Origin of the sequence: Aeromonas bivalvium (genome assembly GCF_046078285.1) — a bacterium.
Taxonomy (GTDB): Bacteria; Pseudomonadota; Gammaproteobacteria; order Enterobacterales; family Aeromonadaceae; genus Aeromonas; species Aeromonas bivalvium.
Window position 1 is genome coordinate 129,600 of the sequence record NZ_JBGXBV010000001.1, and the last position, 17,315, is coordinate 146,914.

The following is a 17,315-nucleotide window of genomic DNA, read 5'->3' on the forward strand; positions in this document are numbered from 1 at the left end:
GTGGCGTGGGCTTTGCATTAGTGGTAGCTGACCCGAAGCGGGATGCTTCGGGAGGCTGGGAGGCCCTATGAAACTTGGTGTGAACCAGATTGCCATGCTCTATTACGCCGTCGGCTTGCTCCTGATGAAGGGGATCTCCCTGCTGATGCTGCCGGTGTTGACCCATCAGCTGCTGCCTCGCGAATACGGCCAGCTGGAGGTTCTACTGACCCTCATCAATCTGGGGTCCCTGATCCTTGGCTTCGGGCTGGTGGATGCACTCTACCGCTTTGCCGGATTGGCGAAAGATGAGCAGGAGCGCCAGCAGGTGGTGGCCCGCATGTTTGGTCTGGTCTGGTTGATTGCCCTGGCCAGTCTGGTGCTGCTCTGGCTGCTGGCGCCTGTGGTGCAAGCCTGGCTACCGGTGGAAACTCGCCTTGCGGATGTGCGTTGGGTGCTCTGCGCCCTGCCGTTTGAAGGGGTGATCGGCGTGCCGCTGGCATGGCTGCGGATGCGCAATCAGGCGCGGCTATTTTTCGTGGCGACCGCAGGCAAGGCGGTGATCCAGTCGGTGCTGACCGGCTGGTGGCTCTGGCTCGGCTGGGGCGTGAGCGGGGTGCTGGCCTCCGGCACCCTGACCTGCATCGTTCTGGCGCTGCTGCTGAGCCTCTGGCAGTGGCGAGATAGCGGGATCCGCTTTGACTGGCAGCACTATCGGCCGCTGCTGCGCTATGGATTGCCCCTGGTGGTGAGTGGGCTAGCGGGCTTTGCCCTGAGTGGACTGGATCGCTGGTTGCTGGCCGATGTGGTGGGGGAGGCGCTGCTCGCTTACTACGCTGTTGCGGGCAAGTTGGCGCTGGCTGTGGGGTTGCTGCTGCAACCCTTTGCCCTCTGGTGGTATCCCCGCCGTTTCATGCTGTTGCGCGAGCCGGATGGACTGCGACTCAATGCCCACTACAGCGTCATGGGGTCGGTGCTGGGGTTTGTTACCGCGGGGATTGTCGGACTCACCGCCCCCTTGCTCATTCGCTGGCTGACCCCGGAGAGCTATCACGGGGCTATCGCCTATATTCCGCTGCTGGTGCTGGGCATGGCGGTGCGCAATGTTTCGGACTTACTCAATGTCGGCTGCTTTAGCGGCGAGAAGAGCAATGCCCAGATGGTGATCAATCTGGGCTGCAGCGTTCTTGGGGTCGCAGGCTTTCTGCTTGCCATCCCGCCCTTCGGGGTTGCCGGGGTGATCTGGACTCTGCTTTTGGTCTATCTGGTACGGGCGCTGGCCTTTTATCTGGTGAGCCAGCGGTTGCTGCCGCTGCCGTATCGCCTCTCGACTCTGTGGGCCAGTGCGCTCGGATCACTGGCGATGGTCTGGCTGGGTCAATGGTGGGCAGGATCATGGCTCGTCTAACCCCGGCCCTCTGGGCAAGCGTCATTTGTCTGGTGCTGGCCCTGCTCTGGTGGCGGCTGCCCCATCCCTTGCTGCTGCCGGTGCTCGGCCTTGCCATTCCCGCCATCTGGTTTGCCCTGCGCTGGCCCTTCTTGATGGTGCTGGGGTTTGTCACCTTCTCCTTCTTTCGGTTGCATGAGGTGTTCCCCCAGCTCTATCCCCTCAAGATCCCGCTGCTCTTCTCGCTGGCCGCCATCGGCGCGCTGGTCTGGCACATTTTGCTGACTGGCCGGATCAAGCCTTACTGGAGCCAGCCCCTGAGCTGGCTGACGGCCTTCTTTGTAATGGTCTCTATCGGTGTGCTGTTTGCCAGCAACCGGGGCGAGGCGATCGCCACCTGGACCGGCAGCTACAGCAAGATCTATCTGATGACCTTGGCCACCGCCTGGCTGGTGCGCACCCCGGGGGATTTTGCGCTGGCGGTGCGGACCTTTGTGGTGGCGGGCTGTCTGGTGGCGCTGGTGGCCCTCTACAACAAGGCGAGCGGGATCGGGCTGGTGGAGGGGACCCGGGTGACTATAGGGCGCGAGCTGGGCTCTGTGCTGGGGGATCCCAACGATCTGGCGCTGGTGCTGCTCTTTCCTGCCGGTTTTTCGCTGAGCTTGCTGCTCAATCAGGGCAATGGGGTGGGGGGGCGTTTACTGGGGGGGCTCGGCTTTGCGTTGACTGCCGCCGCCATTATCGCCACCCAGAGCCGCGGTGGCTTGCTTGGCGTCTGTGCGGTCAGCGGCCTGTTTGCCTGGCAGCGGGTGAAGTCCAAAGCCTTGCTGATGATGGTGGGCGGGTTGGCGCTCAGTGTGCTGTTTGTTGTGGCCGGGATCAGCGATCGGGCATCTGGCGGCGCCGCCGAGAGCGGGGTCGATGCCTCGGCCATGGGGCGGATCTACGCCTGGCAAGCGGCCTGGGGCATGGCGCTGGGTCATCCGCTGGTGGGGGTGGGCTTGTCCAATTTCTATTACAACTACTTCTTCTACAGCCCTCATTGGGATGGACTGAATCATGCGGTGCACTCCACCTGGTTCGGGGTGTTGGCTGAAACCGGCTTTGTCGGGTTGGCGTTGTTTATCGGCATGGTGACGGTGGCCCTGCGCAGTTGCTGGCGTTGCCAGCTCGCTGGCATGCCTCCTGCAGTGATCACGGCGATGCAGGGGGTGATGGCCAGCATGGTGGGGTTTGTGATTTCGGGATCCTTCCTGACCCAGGGCTTTACCTGGCCCATCTATCTGGAGTTGGCGCTGGCCGTCGCCGCCATCAAGTACGTGCAGCAGGCGGCCACAGAGGTGAAGGCCACCGCTGAGGATCATCAGGAGGCAACCCGGTTGCCGGCAGTGCCACCAAAGGGAGCAAGAGGATGAACGCAACCCCTGTTTTGCTGGTTCACTACGGAGAGGACTGGATCCGCGGCAGCGAACGCTGCCTGCTGGATCTGCTGACCCACCTCGATCGCAGCCGGTTTACGCCGTTGCTTTGGTGCAATAGCCCGGCTCTGGCGGCAGAGGCGGCCACCCTCGGGGTAGAAACCATGGTTGAGCCGTTCAGCCTGCTGCTGGGATGGCAGGCGCCCCGTTTTGATCTTGCTGCCCATCGGCGCCTCTCCCGGCGAGCCAGAGAGCTCATCATCGAGCGGCAGATTGGGCTGGTGCATGCCAACAGCGCGGCCCCTTGTCAGTGGCTGGCGGGTGTCTGTCGGGCGTTGCAGGTACCGCTGGTGTGCCACCTCCATGCCCGTTACCAGCCCAGAGACAGATTCAGCCTGCGGGTCCATCAGGCAAGCGTGCTGATCGGGGTGAGCGAGCCGGTGTTGACCGGTTGGCGCCAGGATGGTTGCGCGGCCGAGCGGTTGATCCGGGTACCCAACGGGGTGGATGCCGCTCGTCTGAATGCGGGGGCTCACTGGCCGGTCGTCGGCATGCTGGGCTTGCCCCCGGGGGATATGATCATCGCAACCGTGGGCTCATTGATCAAACGCAAGGGGATTGATCTGCTGATCCGTTCGCTGGCTGCCCTGATGGCATCGGGGGAGGAGGTCCAGTTGCTGATCATTGGCAGCGGCCCGGAGCGGGAAGCATTGGTGGCGTTGGCTGTCGAGCTCGGGGTGGCCGAGCGTGTCCACTTTTTGGGCGAGCGGCCGGACAGCGCGGCTATCTTGCGGGGCGGGGTGGATCTGCTGGTCTCCGGAGCCCGTGAGGAGGTGTTTGGTCTGACGTTGGCGGAGGCGGGCATGTTGGGGATGCCGGTCAGTGCCTATCGGGTGGGCGGCATCCCCGAAGTGGTGGAAGAGGGGGTGACCGGCTTGCTGGCAACCCCTGGGGATTGGGCCGAGATGGCTGATCACTGGCGGCAATTGGGCAATCCGCAACGCCGATGTGAAATGGGGCGGGCCGCTCAGCTGCGTGCCGCGCAACTGTTCACGGTGGTGCGTTATGTCGACGGAATCACGGTGGTGTGGGACGTCGCGCTGGCTGGTCGTTGGCACGCCACGGCCCCCGCACCCTTCCGACCATTCATTCATTGGGCGGGGCAACGACTCCTTGCCAGAGGTCGCAATATGCTGGCGAGTGGGATGGCAAGAGTGGCGCAAAAAGTGCAACTGGGGTTTGGCCGCAGCAAGGTGCCAGAGTAAGGGAGCCGCAAGATGAGCATGCAAACTGAGCCGGTGTTTGGAAAGATCATCGTCGTGGATCCCATCCCGTTTCGCGGGGGCTCCAAGGTTGCGACCGAAGTGCTGCTCGATGAGTTGGCCAAGCGGATGCCCGAGCTCACATGCCATGTGTTGACTCAGGATCCCGACTCCTGGCCCCGTTGCCAGCATCATCCTCTTTGGCTGCCCCAAATATTGAAGGGGCGGGAGTCCGGCATCGGCTATCTGCTCAAACAGGGGTGGCAGACCCTGCTGATCCTATGGCTGGTGTTGCGTCTGGGGCAGGTGAAGTGCCTGGTGGCGGCGTCCGGGCCGGGGGTGGATCTCTGCTGTTACTGGGCGGCCCGCTGGTTACGGTGCCGGGTGGTTCAGCTGATCCATGGCCCTGTGGGGTGCTCGGGGCTCTCTGCCAGAGCCCTGCAACGGGCGAGTTTTGTCTTTTATCTCGAATCGACCCGCAGCTCCCTGGCGGCGTTGCTGGCCCGGCTTGGCGAGACCGAGTTCCCGTCACACTGGCAGCCATTTACCAACGGTTTGAGCGAGATTGATTGGCCCAAAGCGACCCTAGGGGGGCCCCGCATTTTGTGGGCGGCCTCGTTGCTGCGCTGGAAAGGGCTGGAGACCATGCTTGCCGCCCATCAACTGATCCCTGACGCTCGCCCCGAGCTGATGGTGTGCTATCTGCAGCCCAAGGGCACGCTGCAACCCTGCAGCCAGCCTCAGCCACAGCTGCCAGATACACACTGGTATGCCAATCCCGCCAATCTTGACGAGATCCGGTCTCAATGCGGCATTCTTGTCTCCACCAGCCATCAGGAGCCGTTCGGTCTCTCCATTCTGGAGGCCATGGCAGCAGGATTATGCGTGGTGATCCCGGCCGATGGGGCCTGGTGGGACCGACACCTCACCGATGACGTGAATTGCCGCAAATATCAGCCAAACGATCCCGCCGATCTGGCGCGGTTGCTGGCAAGCCTCAATGCCATGCCCGACATGGTCAAGCGACTTGGCTATCATGCCCGCCTGCATGCCATGGCCCATTACAACGCGGCGGATACCTACCAAAGCACACTGGATCAGTGGGAAGGTATGTTGCGATGGGATGCGTTGAGCCTTGCCGTGCATGGTTAGCGCGCAGTGGTTCCCCGTGGGGAGCATGGGGCGTATGAGGGACTTATGGGCAGACTGGTTGCGGGAGGCTGGGTGACTCCGCCACTCTGATGCAGTTACGGCCGGATGACTTTGCTGTGTAGTACGCGGAATCAGCACGTTTGAATGTTATTTCAACGTATTGAAATGTAAATGTAAATTGAACTTCTTCAGTTTATGTTCACGAACTTCTGCATGTTGTGTTTCACATATGAAACAGCTGGACTGGTCTTACTTGTTTTTTGCGGCCAAAGCGGATGAAGTCCTGACCCTTCAGTTACTCACACGAGCAGCGTTGCTATCTGTAGCAATGCCTTAAAATTTTACCATGTCCCAATTGTGTACCACCCTCATCGAGATTGGAGATATTACTCCATAAAAATCATTGACTTAAGAAATATTTATTGCAAAACGTGGAAATAGAAGGTGGCTTGTGTCATGGCTCTCTGTCGACGCAGGGGAAAACGGGGCCGCGAGGGCCTGGGCCGCCAATGCTGGCACAGATGGGGAACCCACTGCAACGTTGCTGGCGTCTGACGGGCGTGTCTGTCGCTTTATTGGTCGGCCAGGCCCTTGGTTCGAGCCCATGGTTGCCATTCGACTATGGTCTACTATGAGACTGCATATCAAGTTGATAGCGTCTAATCAGGCTCGAGGGGAAACCATATGACCAATGGCATCATGACATGGGCGGCCTGTGGCCTGTTGCTGATGGCGAGTCAGGCCCAGGCCCGTGAGCAGGCGGACGAGGTGCTCCTTACCGTCAGCGGCGCCGGGTGCTGTGGCGGGGCCGGGGTGGCCCATTACACGGCTGCCGCTCTGGCGGCCCTGCCCCAGAGCGAACTGGTGACTACAACCCCCTGGACGCAAGGCAAGCACAGCTATCGTGGTGTGCTGTTCAAGACCCTGATCGACAGCCTGGGGCTGCGGTCCGGTCAGTTCAAGGTGAGCGCCATCAATGATTACTGGACACTGCTGCCTGACGCCGATCTGGATGCCTATCCCGTGCTGCTGGCGACCGAGCAGGATGGCAAGGCCCTGACTCTGCGCAACAAGGGGCCCGTCTGGGTAGTCTATCCGTTGTCGGATCATCCCGAGCTGGATCGGGAGCAATACCACAGTCAGATGGTGTGGCAGGTGAATCGCATCGAGGCGCAATGAGATGGTGCGCGGCAAGTTTGTCTCCCTGACCTGTATTCTGGTGACCTTCGTGGGGGTCACCTTCTGGTCGGCCTGGAGCAATGATCGCGCCTTCACCGAACTGGTTCGCTACACCCAGCTCTCGGCCTGGTCCCTGGCCCAGCTCGAACTCGAGCTGCAAGGGTTTCAGGAGGGCTTGACCCTCTATCGGAGCGGCCATCTCGACGGGCGTGAGTTGAACAAGCGTTACGATCTGGCCTGGAACCGGCTCGATATCTTCCTCAACGGAGAGGAAGCGAGTGCCATCCGTGCCCGCTTCGGGGCGGCGGACAAGGTAGGCCACATTTTTTCCCTCATCAAGCAACATGAGCCGGACGTCGTCTCACCGCAGCGGGACTCTCCCGCCCTGGGTCAGCTGGCGGCGGGACTGGGCGAGGCCATGCCGGCCATTCGCAGTCTCATGGTCGAGAATTTCACCGGCCAGAGCGCCATTCGTCAGCGGGCCTCGCTGCTGCAATCCAGACAAGACAATCTCTGGCTGCTCAGCGCCCTGCTGCTGGTGGGTCTGGTGATGCTCTACATGCTCTCCCGGGAGACCCGACGCCATCAGTTTCTCGCCTGGAACGATCCCCTGACCCTGCTGCCCAATCGCGCCGCCTTCATCCGGCAACTGGAGCAGGAGGCGCGCCGCCACGGCAATCAGGGGCGTCCGCTCACCCTTTGCCTTATCGAGCTGAATCATTTCAAGGAGGTCAATGACAGCCTGGGTTATGCCAGCGGCGATGCCCTGCTGGTGAAGGTAGCCCGGGCCATGGCCTCTTTCATTGCCGGGCGTGCCTACCTGGCGCGCATCGGCGGCGATGAGTTTGCCCTCTACTGCTTCGAACCGCTGGCGCCAGAGTGGCCGGACAGCCTGCTGGCGCACCTGCAGCAACTGGTGTTCGAGGCGGATCCGGCCCACAGGGTCAAGGTGAGCATGGGGCTGAGCCAGAGTCGGGTCAGTCAGCATCAGGTCGAGGAGATCATGCTGTTTGCCGACATCGCCCTTGACAACGCCCGCCAGCAGGGGGGGCGCAGCCAGTTGTTCAATCAGGCCATGCTGAGCCGCTACGAGCGCAGTCGCCAGCTCGCCGCCGAGCTGCGTGATCAGCTCAACGGGGCGGGGGCGGATCAGCTCAGCCTCCATTATCAGCCCATCATCAAGCGGGAGCGCCATGTGCTGGGGGCGGAGGCGCTGCTGCGCTGGCAGCATCCCGAGTATGGGTTCATCAATCCTGCGGACATAGTGAGCCTGGCCGATGACAATGGCCTGGGTGAGCGGCTGGGGGAGTGGATCTTTGATCGGGTCAACCGGGATCTGATGCCCATGGCCCCCGAGCGGCTGACGCAACTGGAGGTGTCCATCAACCTCTCTGGCTCCATGTTCAACGAGGCGCTGCCCTCCCGGGTGGCGCGCATGCTGCTGGCGAGCCCCCTGTGCGCGGATCAGCTGATCCTGGAGTTGACCGAGACCATTGCCCTGGATGATCTCAAGCTGAGCCAGCATATCCTGAGCGCCTTGCAGCAGTTGAACGTGCGCATCGCCCTCGATGACTTCGGCACGGGATGGAGTTCGTTCTCCTATCTCAAGGAGCTCCATTTCAACAAGATCAAGATAGACAAATCCTTCATCCAGCAGATAGACAGCCATCCTCGCCAGCAGCTGTTTGTCAGCAGCATCACGGATCTGGCGCACAAGCTGGGGGTTCCCGTGGTGGCCGAGGGGGTGGAGACGGCGGCCGAGCTGGCCGAGGTGTACGAACTTGGTGCGGACGAGATCCAGGGTTACTTCTATGCCAGGCCCATGGCGGCGGCCGATTTTCGTGCCTTCTGCCAGCGTTATCTGGCCCATCAACCCCAGGCCATGGCACAGATGGGCTGACGCTCGCCCCCGCCTCGGGTATAGTCCTGCGCCAGGATATGCCTTGAGGAGTGCGAGATGAAATTCAGTCCCCTGCTGGACGACATGATGAAGGCCCTGCAGGTGTTGCCGGGTGTCGGTCCCAAGTCGGCCCAGCGCATGGCGTTTACCCTGCTCGAGCGCGAGCGCAGCGGCGGTCTCAAGCTGGCCCAGCTGCTCTCCCGCGCCCTGACCGAGATAGGGCACTGCAGCCAGTGCCGCACTTTTACCGAGCAGGAACGCTGCGAGATCTGCCAGAGCCCGAAGCGGGCGGAGAGCGGCATGCTGTGCGTGGTGGAGAGCCCGGCTGACGTGGCCGCCATCGAGCACACGGGCCAGTTCTCCGGCCGCTACTTCGTGCTGATGGGTCACCTATCGCCCCTTGACGGCATAGGTCCCGAGGAGCTGGGGCTGGAGATCCTGGCGCGGCGCCTGCAAGAGGAGCAGATCCAGGAGCTGATCCTGGCCACCAACCCCACCATAGAAGGGGATGCCACCGCCTGGTACATCGCCGACATGGCGCGTAGTGCCGGGGTCAAGGTGAGCCGCATCGCCCATGGGGTGCCGGTGGGGGGCGAGCTGGAGCTGGTGGACGGTACCACCCTCTCTCACTCGCTGATGGGACGTCAGCCCCTGAATTGAGTCAGCGTCAGCCCCTGAATTGAGTCCGCGCCAGCCCCTGAATTGGGCCCGTGTCAGACTTGTTGTTTCCCAAACCCGCTGCGGCGGGTTTTTGTTTGACGGCGGCGGGGCGCTCAGGGCCATCCTGGCGTAAAAATCGCCATTCGCATCGACACAGGCATTTGCCCCCTTGAAATGGGGAAGCCCGGCCCCATCTTGTATCAGGAATATGTTCAACCCGAATCGCCTGAGGATAGTGTCGATGACCCAAAGCGTTCATGCCGAAACCCACGGGTTTCAGACTGAAGTCAAACAACTGCTGAGCCTGATGGCCCACAGCCTCTACTCCAACAAAGAAGTGTTCCTGCGCGAGCTTATCTCCAACGCCTCCGATGCGGCGGACAAGCTGCGCTTCAAGGCGCTTTCCGATGCCTCTTTGTTCGAAAACGACGGCCAGTTGCGCGTTCGCCTGGTGGTTGATAAAGAGAATCGGACCCTGACCATCTCGGATAACGGGATCGGTATGACCCGGGATCAGGTGATCGAGCACCTGGGTACCATAGCGAAATCCGGCACCGCCGAGTTCTTCAAGAACCTCTCCGGTGATCAGGGCCGTGACTCCCAGCTGATCGGCCAGTTCGGGGTGGGCTTCTACTCCGCCTTCATCGTCGCCGACAAGGTGACCGTGGTCTCCCGCGCCGCCGGTACCGAGCCGGACCAGGGCGTGCAGTGGGAATCACAAGGGGAAGGCTCCTTCACCGTGACCGACGTGACCAAAGCCGGTCGCGGCACCGACGTCATCCTGCACCTGCGCGCCGAAGAGGAGGAGTTCCTCGATGACTGGCGCCTGCGCTCCGTGGTCAGCAAATATTCCGACCACATCAGCGTGCCGGTGGAGATGTTCAAGGAGGGCACCCCGGATCGGGAAGAAGATGGTGAAACCATCGTCGGCACCCCGGGCGAGTGGGAGCAGGTCAACCGCGCCACCGCGCTCTGGACCCGCAACCCGAAGGACATCAAGGACGAGGAGTATCAGGAGTTCTACAAGCACGTCGCCCATGACTTCGAAGATCCGCTCTTGTGGGGCCACAACCGGGTGGAAGGGGCGCAGGAGTACACCAGCCTGCTCTACGTGCCGGCCCGTGCCCCGTTCGACCTCTACAACCGCGAGCAGAAGCACGGCCTCAAGCTCTACGTGCAGCGCGTCTTCATCATGGATGACGCCGAGCAGTTCATGCCGACCTACCTGCGCTTCGTCAAAGGGGTGCTGGACTCCAACGATCTGCCGCTCAACGTCAGCCGTGAAATCCTGCAAGACAACAAGGTGACCGTCTCCCTGCGCAAGGCCTGCTCCAAGCGCGTGCTCTCCATGCTGGCCAAGCTGGCCAAGGATGATGGCGAGAAGTACGCCAAGTTCTGGAGCGAGTTCGGCAACGTGCTCAAAGAGGGCCCGGCCGAGGATTACGCCAACCGCGAGGAGATCGCCAAGCTCCTGCGCTTTGCCAGCACTGCCGGCGAGGGCGAAGCCCAGACTGTGTCGCTGGAGGATTACGTTGGCCGCATGAAGGAAGGCCAGCAGAAGATCTACTACATCACCGCCGACTCCTACGCCGCCGCCAAGAACAGCCCGCATCTGGAGATCTTCCGCAAGAAGGGGGTCGAAGTGCTGCTGATGTGGGAGCGGGTCGACGAGTGGCTGATGAGCCACCTCACCGAGTTCGACGGCAAGCAGCTGGTCTCCGTCACCCGTGGCGAGCTGGATCTCGGCGATCTGGAAGACGACGCCTCCAAGCAGGCCCAGGAGGAGGCTGAAAAAGCCAACGCCGGTCTGGTGGAGCGGGTCAAGCAGAGCCTCGGGGAAGCGGTGAAAGAGGTGCGCGTCACCCACCGTCTGACCGATTCACCGTCCTGCATCGTCACCGACGATCACGGCATGAGCACCCAGATGATCAAGCTGATGCGCGCCGCCGGCCAGCCGGTGCCGGAGCAGAAGTACATTCTGGAGCTCAACCCCGACCACGCCCTGGTGAAGAAACTCGACACCATCGAAGACGAGGCGCTGTTCGGCGAGTGGGTCACCCTCTTGCACGAACAGGCCCAGCTGGCAGAGCAGGGCGGCCTCAATGATCCGGCGAGCTTCGTCTCCCGTATCAACCGTCTGTTACTCCAGGCATGATTTGTTGGCCCACTGCATGCAGTGGGCTTTTTTTTCGCCAAGGCAGGAGGGGCGCTGCATTTTCACGCAGTTTCGGTTTCCATCTGTCACTCAGCATTGCCGGAATGACGCCGGGAAACTGGTGGTAAAAGCGGCACTCGTTTGCGGTTTGCTTGTTAAAAAGCGTGAAACCGTGTAGTTTTTTGCCTTCTCAAGAATTGAATAACCAATCAATAGGAGCGTGTATGCGCATTGTTCTGTTGGGGGCTCCGGGCGCCGGTAAAGGCACCCAGGCTCAGTTCATCATGGAAAAACACGGTATTCCCCAGATCTCCACCGGCGACATGCTGCGGGCGGCGATCAAGGCGGGCACCGAGCTGGGCCTCAAGGCCAAGGCCGTGATGGACGCAGGTCAGCTGGTCTCTGACGACATCATCATCGGTCTGGTCAAGGAGCGTATCGCCCAGGCCGATTGCGCCAACGGCTTCCTGCTGGACGGCTTCCCCCGCACCATTCCCCAGGCGCAGGCCATGAAGGATGCCGGTGTGGTGGTGGACTTCGTACTGGAATTCGACGTGCCGGACGAGGAGATCGTCAAGCGCATGAGCGGCCGCCGCGTTCACGCCGGCTCCGGCCGTACCTACCACGTGGTGTTCAACCCGCCGAAAGTGGAAGGCAAGGATGACGTGACCGGCGAAGAGCTGGTGATCCGTGCCGACGACGAAGAGACCACGGTGCGCAAGCGTCTGGATGTGTACCACCAGCAGACCGCGCCCCTCATCGGTTTCTATGGCAAGGAAGCGGAAGCGGGCAACACCCGTTACGTCAAGATCGACGGCACCCAGCCGGTCGACCAGGTGAGCCAGCAGCTGGCTGCCATTCTGGGCTGATCCCGACTTCGGGAACATAGCGCTATGAGCAGGGCCCATTGTGGGCCCTCTTTTCATGTGACAGGAAGTAAACGTGACCACCAAAACCGGGATCCTGCTTGTCAATCTTGGCACCCCTGCCGCGCCCACTCCCGCCGCCGTCAGGGCCTTCCTCGGAGAGTTTCTGCGCGATCCTCGCGTCGTCGAGTTGCCGCGCCTGTTGTGGCTGCCGCTGCTCAAAGGCGTCATCCTGCCGTTTCGTGCCCCCAGGGTGGCCAAGCTGTATCGTCAGATCTGGACCGAGCAGGGCTCGCCGCTGCTGGCCATCAGCCGCGGGCAGCGCATGGCGCTGGAGCAGGAGCTCAAGCGCGAAGGCGTCGATGTGCCGGTGGAGCTGGCCATGACCTACGGCTCGCCCTCCCTCGAAGAGGGGTGGCAGGCACTCAAGGCGCAAGGGGTCAATCGGGTGATATTGCTGCCGCTCTATCCCCAGTATGCCGCCAGCACCACGGCCGCCGTGTTTGACGGCTGGGCCCGGGCGATGCGCGCGGAGCGCCACCTGCCGGTGATGCGGCTCATTCGTGACTACCATGCCCATCCCGAATACATTCAGGCGCTGGCCATGAGCGTGCGTCGTCACTGGGAACAACATGGCCAAGGGGAGCTGCTGCTGATGTCGTTTCACGGCATTCCCCAGCGCTGCGAGGACGAGGGGGACCCTTACGGTCATCAGTGTCGACGCACCGCCAGCCTGCTGGCGGAGGCGCTCGGCCTCTCCGCATCCCAGTGGCGTGCCAGCTTCCAGTCCCGTTTTGGCAAGCAGGAGTGGCTCAAACCCTACACAGATGCCACCATCGCCGAGCTGGCCGAGCAGGGCGTCAAGCGACTCGATGTCATCTGCCCCGCCTTTTCGGCGGACTGCCTCGAGACCCTGGAGGAGATCCAGGTCGAGAACCGGGAGGTGTTCATGGCCGCCGGTGGCGAGCAGTTTGAATATGTTCCGGCCCTCAACTGCGACCAGGCCCATATCCGCATGATGGTCTCGCTCATCTGCCGCGAGCTGGCCTGACGGCGAGGGCGGCTATCGACCCGCCCCTGTGCATGACACGACATGGAGATCCTATGATATTGCCCGTCACCCTGACATACGCCGGCCTGCTCGGTCTGCTGTTTCTGCTGCTCTCCATCTGGGTCGTCAAGCGCCGTGCCCAGTTCAAGGTGGCAATAGGAGAGGGGGATGCGCCCCCGCTGCGGGCCGCCATCCGGGCCCATGGCAACTTTGCCGAGTATGTGCCCCTGACCCTGCTGCTGCTCGCCCTGTGCGAGCTGGCGGGCACGGCGCCGCTCTGGTTGCACCTGGCTGGGGGCATGCTCTTGCTGGGACGCATGCTTCACGCCATCGGCATCCAGATCCCCAAGGCCCCCAACATGCCCAGGCTGTTTGGTACCCTGCTGTTCTGGCTCTCCCTGACCTTGCTCAGCGTGCTGGCTCTGGTGACCGGGCTCTCGGCGCCCTGAGTGGCTCGCCGCCGGCTGCGGCCGATTGTTAACAACCACCCGCGAAAACGGGTGGTTTTTTTACCCCGCCAAGACAAACGTTTTCGGGCTGCAGCCCTTGTCTATACTGACTTCATATTTTAAAGGCGCGCCTTTTCGGCGCTCGGGATTGTGTTAAAATCCCGCCCCTCTTTCATCCCTGAGTCAAGGCTAGAGCCATGAAATTTCCCGGTCAGCGCAAGTCCAAACACTATTTTCCGGTCGACAGGCGCGATCCCCTCATCACCCAGAATCCGCAACTGACCGAGCTGGGCCAGGCCTATGTGGTGGGTATTGATCAGACCCTGGTGGACATAGAGGCTCATGTGGATGAGGCGTTTCTGAACCGGTACGGCCTGAGCAAGGGCCACTCTGTGGTGATCAGCGACGACGTGGCCGAGCGGGTCTATGAAGAGCTCAAGGCCAACAACATGGTGGTCAGCGAGTTTGCCGGCGGCACCGTCGGTAACACCATGCACAACTACTCGGTGCTGGCGGACTCCCACTCCATCCTGCTGGGGGTCATGAGCCAGGAAATCCGCATCGGCAGCTATGCCTACCGCTATCTGTGCAACACCTCGTCCCGGGTCAACCTCGACTACCTGCAACCGGTCAATGGCCCGGTCGGGCGTTGTTTCACCTTCATCAGCGAGTGTGGCGAGCGCAGCTTCGGCATCAACGCTGGCAAGATGGATCACCTGGACGTGGCCCACATCCCGGAAGAGGTGATCAAGGGCGCCTCCGCCCTGGTGATCACCGCCTATCTGGTGCGCGGCGCCGACGGCACCCCCATGAAAGAGGCCGCCATGGCGGCGGTGCGCTATGCCCGCGAGGCCAATGTCCCCGTGGTGCTGACCCTGGGTACCCGTTTCGTCATCGACGAGAACCCCCAGTGGTGGCGCGATTTCATCAGCGAGAACGTGACTGTGCTGGCCATGAACGAGGACGAAGGAGAGGCGCTGACCGGGTTTGCCGATCCCCTGATGGCCGCCGACAAGGCGCTGGACTGGGCCGACATGGTGCTCTGCACCGCCGGCCCCATCGGTCTGTACATGGCGAGCTACACGGACGAGGAGAGCAAGCGCGAGACCACCCATACCCTGCTGCCCGGCCAGATCCCCGAGTTCAACATGTACGAGTTCAGCCGCCCCATGGCGCGGGCCAGCTGCCGCACGCCGATGCGGATCTACTCCCATATCTCCCCCTACATGGGCGGCCCGGAGAAGATCAAGAACACCAATGGTGCCGGGGATGGCGCCCTCTCGGCCCTGCTGCACGACATGGTGGCCAACGCCTACCACAGGATGAATGTGCCCAACTCCGCCAAGCACACCTCGGATTTCCTGACCTACTCCTCCCTGGCCCAGGTGTGCAAATACGCCAACCGGGTCAGTTACGAGGTGCTGGCCCAGAGCAGCCCGCGTCTGTCTCGCGGCCTGCCGGAGAAAGAGGACAGCCTGGAAGAGGTGTACTGGGAACGTTGATCCCCACCGAGCAAAACTTGAGGCGCCTGCGGGCGCCTTTTTGCATTCTCTGGGCTGGATCATGTTTTTGGTGCTCCATTCGGGTCATCAATGGACAGGGGAGAGGGCCTCGTCATACCTTGAACGGCATGATAGGAAGCCAAGGATGACGGGATGTTGAGACGATGGACCATAGGCCAGCGCCTGCTGCTGGTGACCCTGAGCGTGTTGTTGATACTGGCGCTGCTGCTGGCGAGCAGCCTGCACCTCTATCGGACAGGCTTGATGGCGGAGAAGAGTCGCCAAACCAAGTTCCAGGTGGAAACAGCTTATTCACTGGTGGCCAGCCTCGAGGCCCAGGTGCGTGCCGGCCAGCTGGAGGCGCCAGAGGCCAAGGCCCAGGCCCTGGCCGCGGTCAAGGCCCTGCGCTACGGCGACAACGACTACTTCTGGATCAACGACAGCCATCCCACCATGGTGATGCACCCCATGAAGCCCGAGCTGGACGGCAAGGATCTCTCCGGGGTGGGGGACAAGCAGGGGCTCAAGCTGTTCGTTGCCTTCGTCGAGATGATCAAGGGACAGCCGGGGGGCGGCGAGGTGGCCTATTACTGGCCCAAACCCGGGGTGGATGATCCCGTGCGCAAGGTCTCCTACGTCAAGCATTTCGCTCCCTGGGACTGGATCATCGGCACGGGTGTCTATGTGGATGACGTGGAGGCCCAGTATCAGGGGGTGCTCAAGACCCAGCTCGGTATCGGTCTGGTGCTGGCCCTGCTGCTCGTTGCCCTGGTCACCCTGATAGTGCGCAGCATAGTGGCGCCCCTCGGCCAATCGGTGGCCGCCCTTGGCAACATAGCGCGGGGGGAGGGGGACCTGAGATTCCGCCTGCCCGCCGAGGGCCGTGACGAGCTGGCCCAGCTCTCGACCAATTTCAACGATTTTGCCAACCAGATGGCTCAACTGGTGGGACGCACCCAGCAGATAGCCAGCCAGAACCGTCAGGCCGCCGGCCAGCTGGGTCAGGTGGTGGAGCGCACCTGCGAGATTGTGACCCATCAGGAGCAGGACACCATGCGGGTGGCCAGCGCCATGGAGCAGATGACGGTGAGCAGCCGGGAGGTGGGGGAGCATGCGGCGCAGGCCGCCCTGGCCGCCGACGAGGCCAAGCGCCTGGTCGATGATGGCTGCCAGGTGGTGGATCAGACCATCCATACCATCGCCCAGCTGGCCGATGAGATGCAGGGCACGGTGCGGGCCGTGACGCACCTGACCCAGGAGACCCAGCAGATTGGCTCGGTGCTGGAGGTGATCCGCGGCATCGCCGAGCAGACCAACCTGCTGGCCCTCAATGCCGCCATCGAGGCGGCCCGAGCCGGGGAGCAGGGGCGGGGCTTTGCCGTGGTGGCCGACGAGGTGAGAACGCTGGCCAATCGCACCCACAGCTCCACCGACGAGATCCGGCAGATGATACAGCGCCTGCAGGAGGGGGCGAGTGCGGTGACGGGGGGGATCAACCAGTTGCAACAGCTGTCGCGCACCACGGCCGACAAGGCAGGGGATGCGGGCAGCGCCATCGAGGCCATCAACCAGGTGGTGGATACCATCACCCAGATGAATGCCCAGATAGCCAATGCGGCCCATGAGCAGAGCAAGGCGGCCGACGAGATCAATCACAGACTGGTCTCCATCTCCCAGCAGGCGGGAGAGGCTCAGGGCCAGAACCGGCAGACGGAGCAGGCGGCCCAGAGTCTGGCTCACTCGAGCGATGAGCTGAGTACCCTGGTGGCCCAATACCGTACCTGACAGGCGGGAAGGCGCTCGACTTTTCACCCCGTTGGCCGGGAAGGGCGCCTATCTCCCCTTTATTGGGGATTTGACTTGAGTCCGCTGCGCTTTTGCGACACCATTTGCCCCAACCTGGCCGGCAGTGGCCCCGGCAGTCCGAAAGAGAGAACACCATGAGCAAGCTAACTGACAACCTTGACGCCAATTTCCAACTGTTTATCGAAGAGGTCCGTGAGTCGGGTCAGCTGTGGGGCCTGCGTTATGGCGAGGATTGGGTGGTGTGCCGCTCCGCCGAATTCGAAGACGCGGACGTGATGCCACTCTGGTCCAGCGAGGGGGATGCCCGCCTGCACTGCGTGGACGAGTGGGCGGACTATGAGCCCGAGCTCATCGATCTGGAAGAGTTCCTCGACATCTGGATAGGGGATCTGGACGAAGACGACGTGCTGGTCGGCCCGAACTGGAACGGCGATCTGGAGGGGCAGGAGCTCGAGCCCATCGAACTGGCCAAGGCCCTGGTCGAACTGGACGCCTGATCCCAGTCCCGCTTTTCCTGACAAACCTGCGCCCTGGCGCAGGTTTTTTCAT

General features: G+C 62.2%; 14 protein-coding genes. All 14 read left to right on the top strand.

The annotated features are described in order from the left end of the window. Positions 1–67 precede the first annotated feature (67 nt). The 14 genes from ACEUCR_RS00525 (at position 68) to ACEUCR_RS00590 (ending at position 17,263) form a co-directional block, all read left to right on the top strand. The gene (locus ACEUCR_RS00525) at positions 68–1,387 is read left to right on the top strand and encodes a lipopolysaccharide biosynthesis protein (protein ID WP_408787464.1); all 1,320 of its coding nucleotides are present in this window, start codon (positions 68–70) and stop codon (positions 1,385–1,387) included. Then, the gene (locus ACEUCR_RS00530; RefSeq protein WP_408787466.1) at positions 1,375–2,781 is read left to right on the top strand and encodes an O-antigen ligase family protein; all 1,407 of its coding nucleotides are present in this window, start codon (positions 1,375–1,377) and stop codon (positions 2,779–2,781) included. The genes ACEUCR_RS00525 and ACEUCR_RS00530 overlap by 13 nt, the downstream gene beginning before the upstream one ends. Next, the gene (locus ACEUCR_RS00535) at positions 2,778–4,049 is read left to right on the top strand and encodes a glycosyltransferase family 4 protein (RefSeq protein ID WP_408787468.1); all 1,272 of its coding nucleotides are present in this window, start codon (positions 2,778–2,780) and stop codon (positions 4,047–4,049) included. Before ACEUCR_RS00530 ends, ACEUCR_RS00535 begins: the two co-directional genes overlap by 4 nt. 12 nt (positions 4,050–4,061) lie before the next feature. Continuing rightward, entirely contained in the window at positions 4,062–5,198 is a 1,137-nt protein-coding gene (locus ACEUCR_RS00540; RefSeq protein ID WP_408787470.1) for a glycosyltransferase family 4 protein, read from the top strand. 684 nt (positions 5,199–5,882) lie between these two features. Beyond that, the gene (locus ACEUCR_RS00545) at positions 5,883–6,377 is read left to right on the top strand and encodes a molybdopterin-binding oxidoreductase (RefSeq protein WP_408787472.1); all 495 of its coding nucleotides are present in this window, start codon (positions 5,883–5,885) and stop codon (positions 6,375–6,377) included. A 1-nt stretch (position 6,378) separates the two neighbouring features. Beyond that, complete coding sequence (locus ACEUCR_RS00550) at positions 6,379–8,277, top strand: putative bifunctional diguanylate cyclase/phosphodiesterase (protein ID WP_408787474.1); 1,899 nt, start codon at positions 6,379–6,381, stop codon at positions 8,275–8,277. A gap of 57 nt (positions 8,278–8,334) precedes the next feature. Further along, positions 8,335–8,937, top strand: a complete 603-nt coding sequence (recR, locus tag ACEUCR_RS00555) for a recombination mediator RecR (protein ID WP_041996972.1) — start codon at positions 8,335–8,337, stop codon at positions 8,935–8,937. Positions 8,938–9,178: 241 nt separating this feature from the next. Then, a complete protein-coding gene (htpG, locus tag ACEUCR_RS00560; protein WP_392440876.1) occupies positions 9,179–11,092 on the top strand; it encodes a molecular chaperone HtpG in 1,914 nt (637 codons plus the stop codon). Positions 11,093–11,316: 224 nt separating this feature from the next. Then, on the top strand, positions 11,317–11,961 hold the full coding sequence (gene adk, locus ACEUCR_RS00565; protein WP_041996978.1) for an adenylate kinase: 645 nt from the start codon (positions 11,317–11,319) through the stop codon (positions 11,959–11,961). 73 nt (positions 11,962–12,034) lie between these two features. Then, positions 12,035–13,009 carry a ferrochelatase gene (gene hemH, locus ACEUCR_RS00570; RefSeq protein ID WP_111872621.1) on the top strand — a complete coding sequence of 325 codons (975 nt, stop codon included), beginning with the start codon at positions 12,035–12,037 and terminating at the stop codon, positions 13,007–13,009. A gap of 53 nt (positions 13,010–13,062) precedes the next feature. Then, a complete protein-coding gene (locus tag ACEUCR_RS00575) occupies positions 13,063–13,458 on the top strand; it encodes an MAPEG family protein (protein WP_392440879.1) in 396 nt (131 codons plus the stop codon). A 197-nt stretch (positions 13,459–13,655) separates the two neighbouring features. Then, positions 13,656–14,960, top strand: a complete 1,305-nt coding sequence (locus ACEUCR_RS00580; protein ID WP_408787476.1) for an inosine/guanosine kinase — start codon at positions 13,656–13,658, stop codon at positions 14,958–14,960. 153 nt (positions 14,961–15,113) lie between these two features. Next, complete coding sequence (locus ACEUCR_RS00585) at positions 15,114–16,745, top strand: methyl-accepting chemotaxis protein (protein WP_408787478.1); 1,632 nt, start codon at positions 15,114–15,116, stop codon at positions 16,743–16,745. A 155-nt stretch (positions 16,746–16,900) separates the two neighbouring features. Then, positions 16,901–17,263: a DUF2750 domain-containing protein gene (locus tag ACEUCR_RS00590; RefSeq protein WP_041996990.1), complete on the top strand. Its 363-nt coding sequence runs from the start codon at positions 16,901–16,903 to the stop codon at positions 17,261–17,263. Positions 17,264–17,315: the final 52 nt, after the last annotated feature.

Excerpts from the sequence above, each read along its gene's own strand:
- ACEUCR_RS00575 (WP_392440879.1), top strand. The coding sequence starts at position 13,063 with ATGATATTGCCCGTCACCCTGACATACGCCGGCCTGCTCGGTCTGCTG.
- ACEUCR_RS00535 (WP_408787468.1), top strand. The coding sequence starts at position 2,778 with ATGAACGCAACCCCTGTTTTGCTGGTTCACTACGGAGAGGACTGGATC.
- adk (WP_041996978.1), top strand. The coding sequence starts at position 11,317 with ATGCGCATTGTTCTGTTGGGGGCTCCGGGCGCCGGTAAAGGCACCCAG.
- ACEUCR_RS00590 (WP_041996990.1), top strand. The coding sequence starts at position 16,901 with ATGAGCAAGCTAACTGACAACCTTGACGCCAATTTCCAACTGTTTATC.
- ACEUCR_RS00530 (WP_408787466.1), top strand. The coding sequence starts at position 1,375 with ATGGCTCGTCTAACCCCGGCCCTCTGGGCAAGCGTCATTTGTCTGGTG.
- ACEUCR_RS00525 (WP_408787464.1), top strand. The coding sequence starts at position 68 with ATGAAACTTGGTGTGAACCAGATTGCCATGCTCTATTACGCCGTCGGC.
- ACEUCR_RS00545 (WP_408787472.1), top strand. The coding sequence starts at position 5,883 with ATGACCAATGGCATCATGACATGGGCGGCCTGTGGCCTGTTGCTGATG.
- ACEUCR_RS00585 (WP_408787478.1), top strand. The coding sequence starts at position 15,114 with ATGTTGAGACGATGGACCATAGGCCAGCGCCTGCTGCTGGTGACCCTG.
- ACEUCR_RS00550 (WP_408787474.1), top strand. The coding sequence starts at position 6,379 with ATGGTGCGCGGCAAGTTTGTCTCCCTGACCTGTATTCTGGTGACCTTC.
- ACEUCR_RS00580 (WP_408787476.1), top strand. The coding sequence starts at position 13,656 with ATGAAATTTCCCGGTCAGCGCAAGTCCAAACACTATTTTCCGGTCGAC.
- recR (WP_041996972.1), top strand. The coding sequence starts at position 8,335 with ATGAAATTCAGTCCCCTGCTGGACGACATGATGAAGGCCCTGCAGGTG.
- htpG (WP_392440876.1), top strand. The coding sequence starts at position 9,179 with ATGACCCAAAGCGTTCATGCCGAAACCCACGGGTTTCAGACTGAAGTC.
- ACEUCR_RS00540 (WP_408787470.1), top strand. The coding sequence starts at position 4,062 with ATGAGCATGCAAACTGAGCCGGTGTTTGGAAAGATCATCGTCGTGGAT.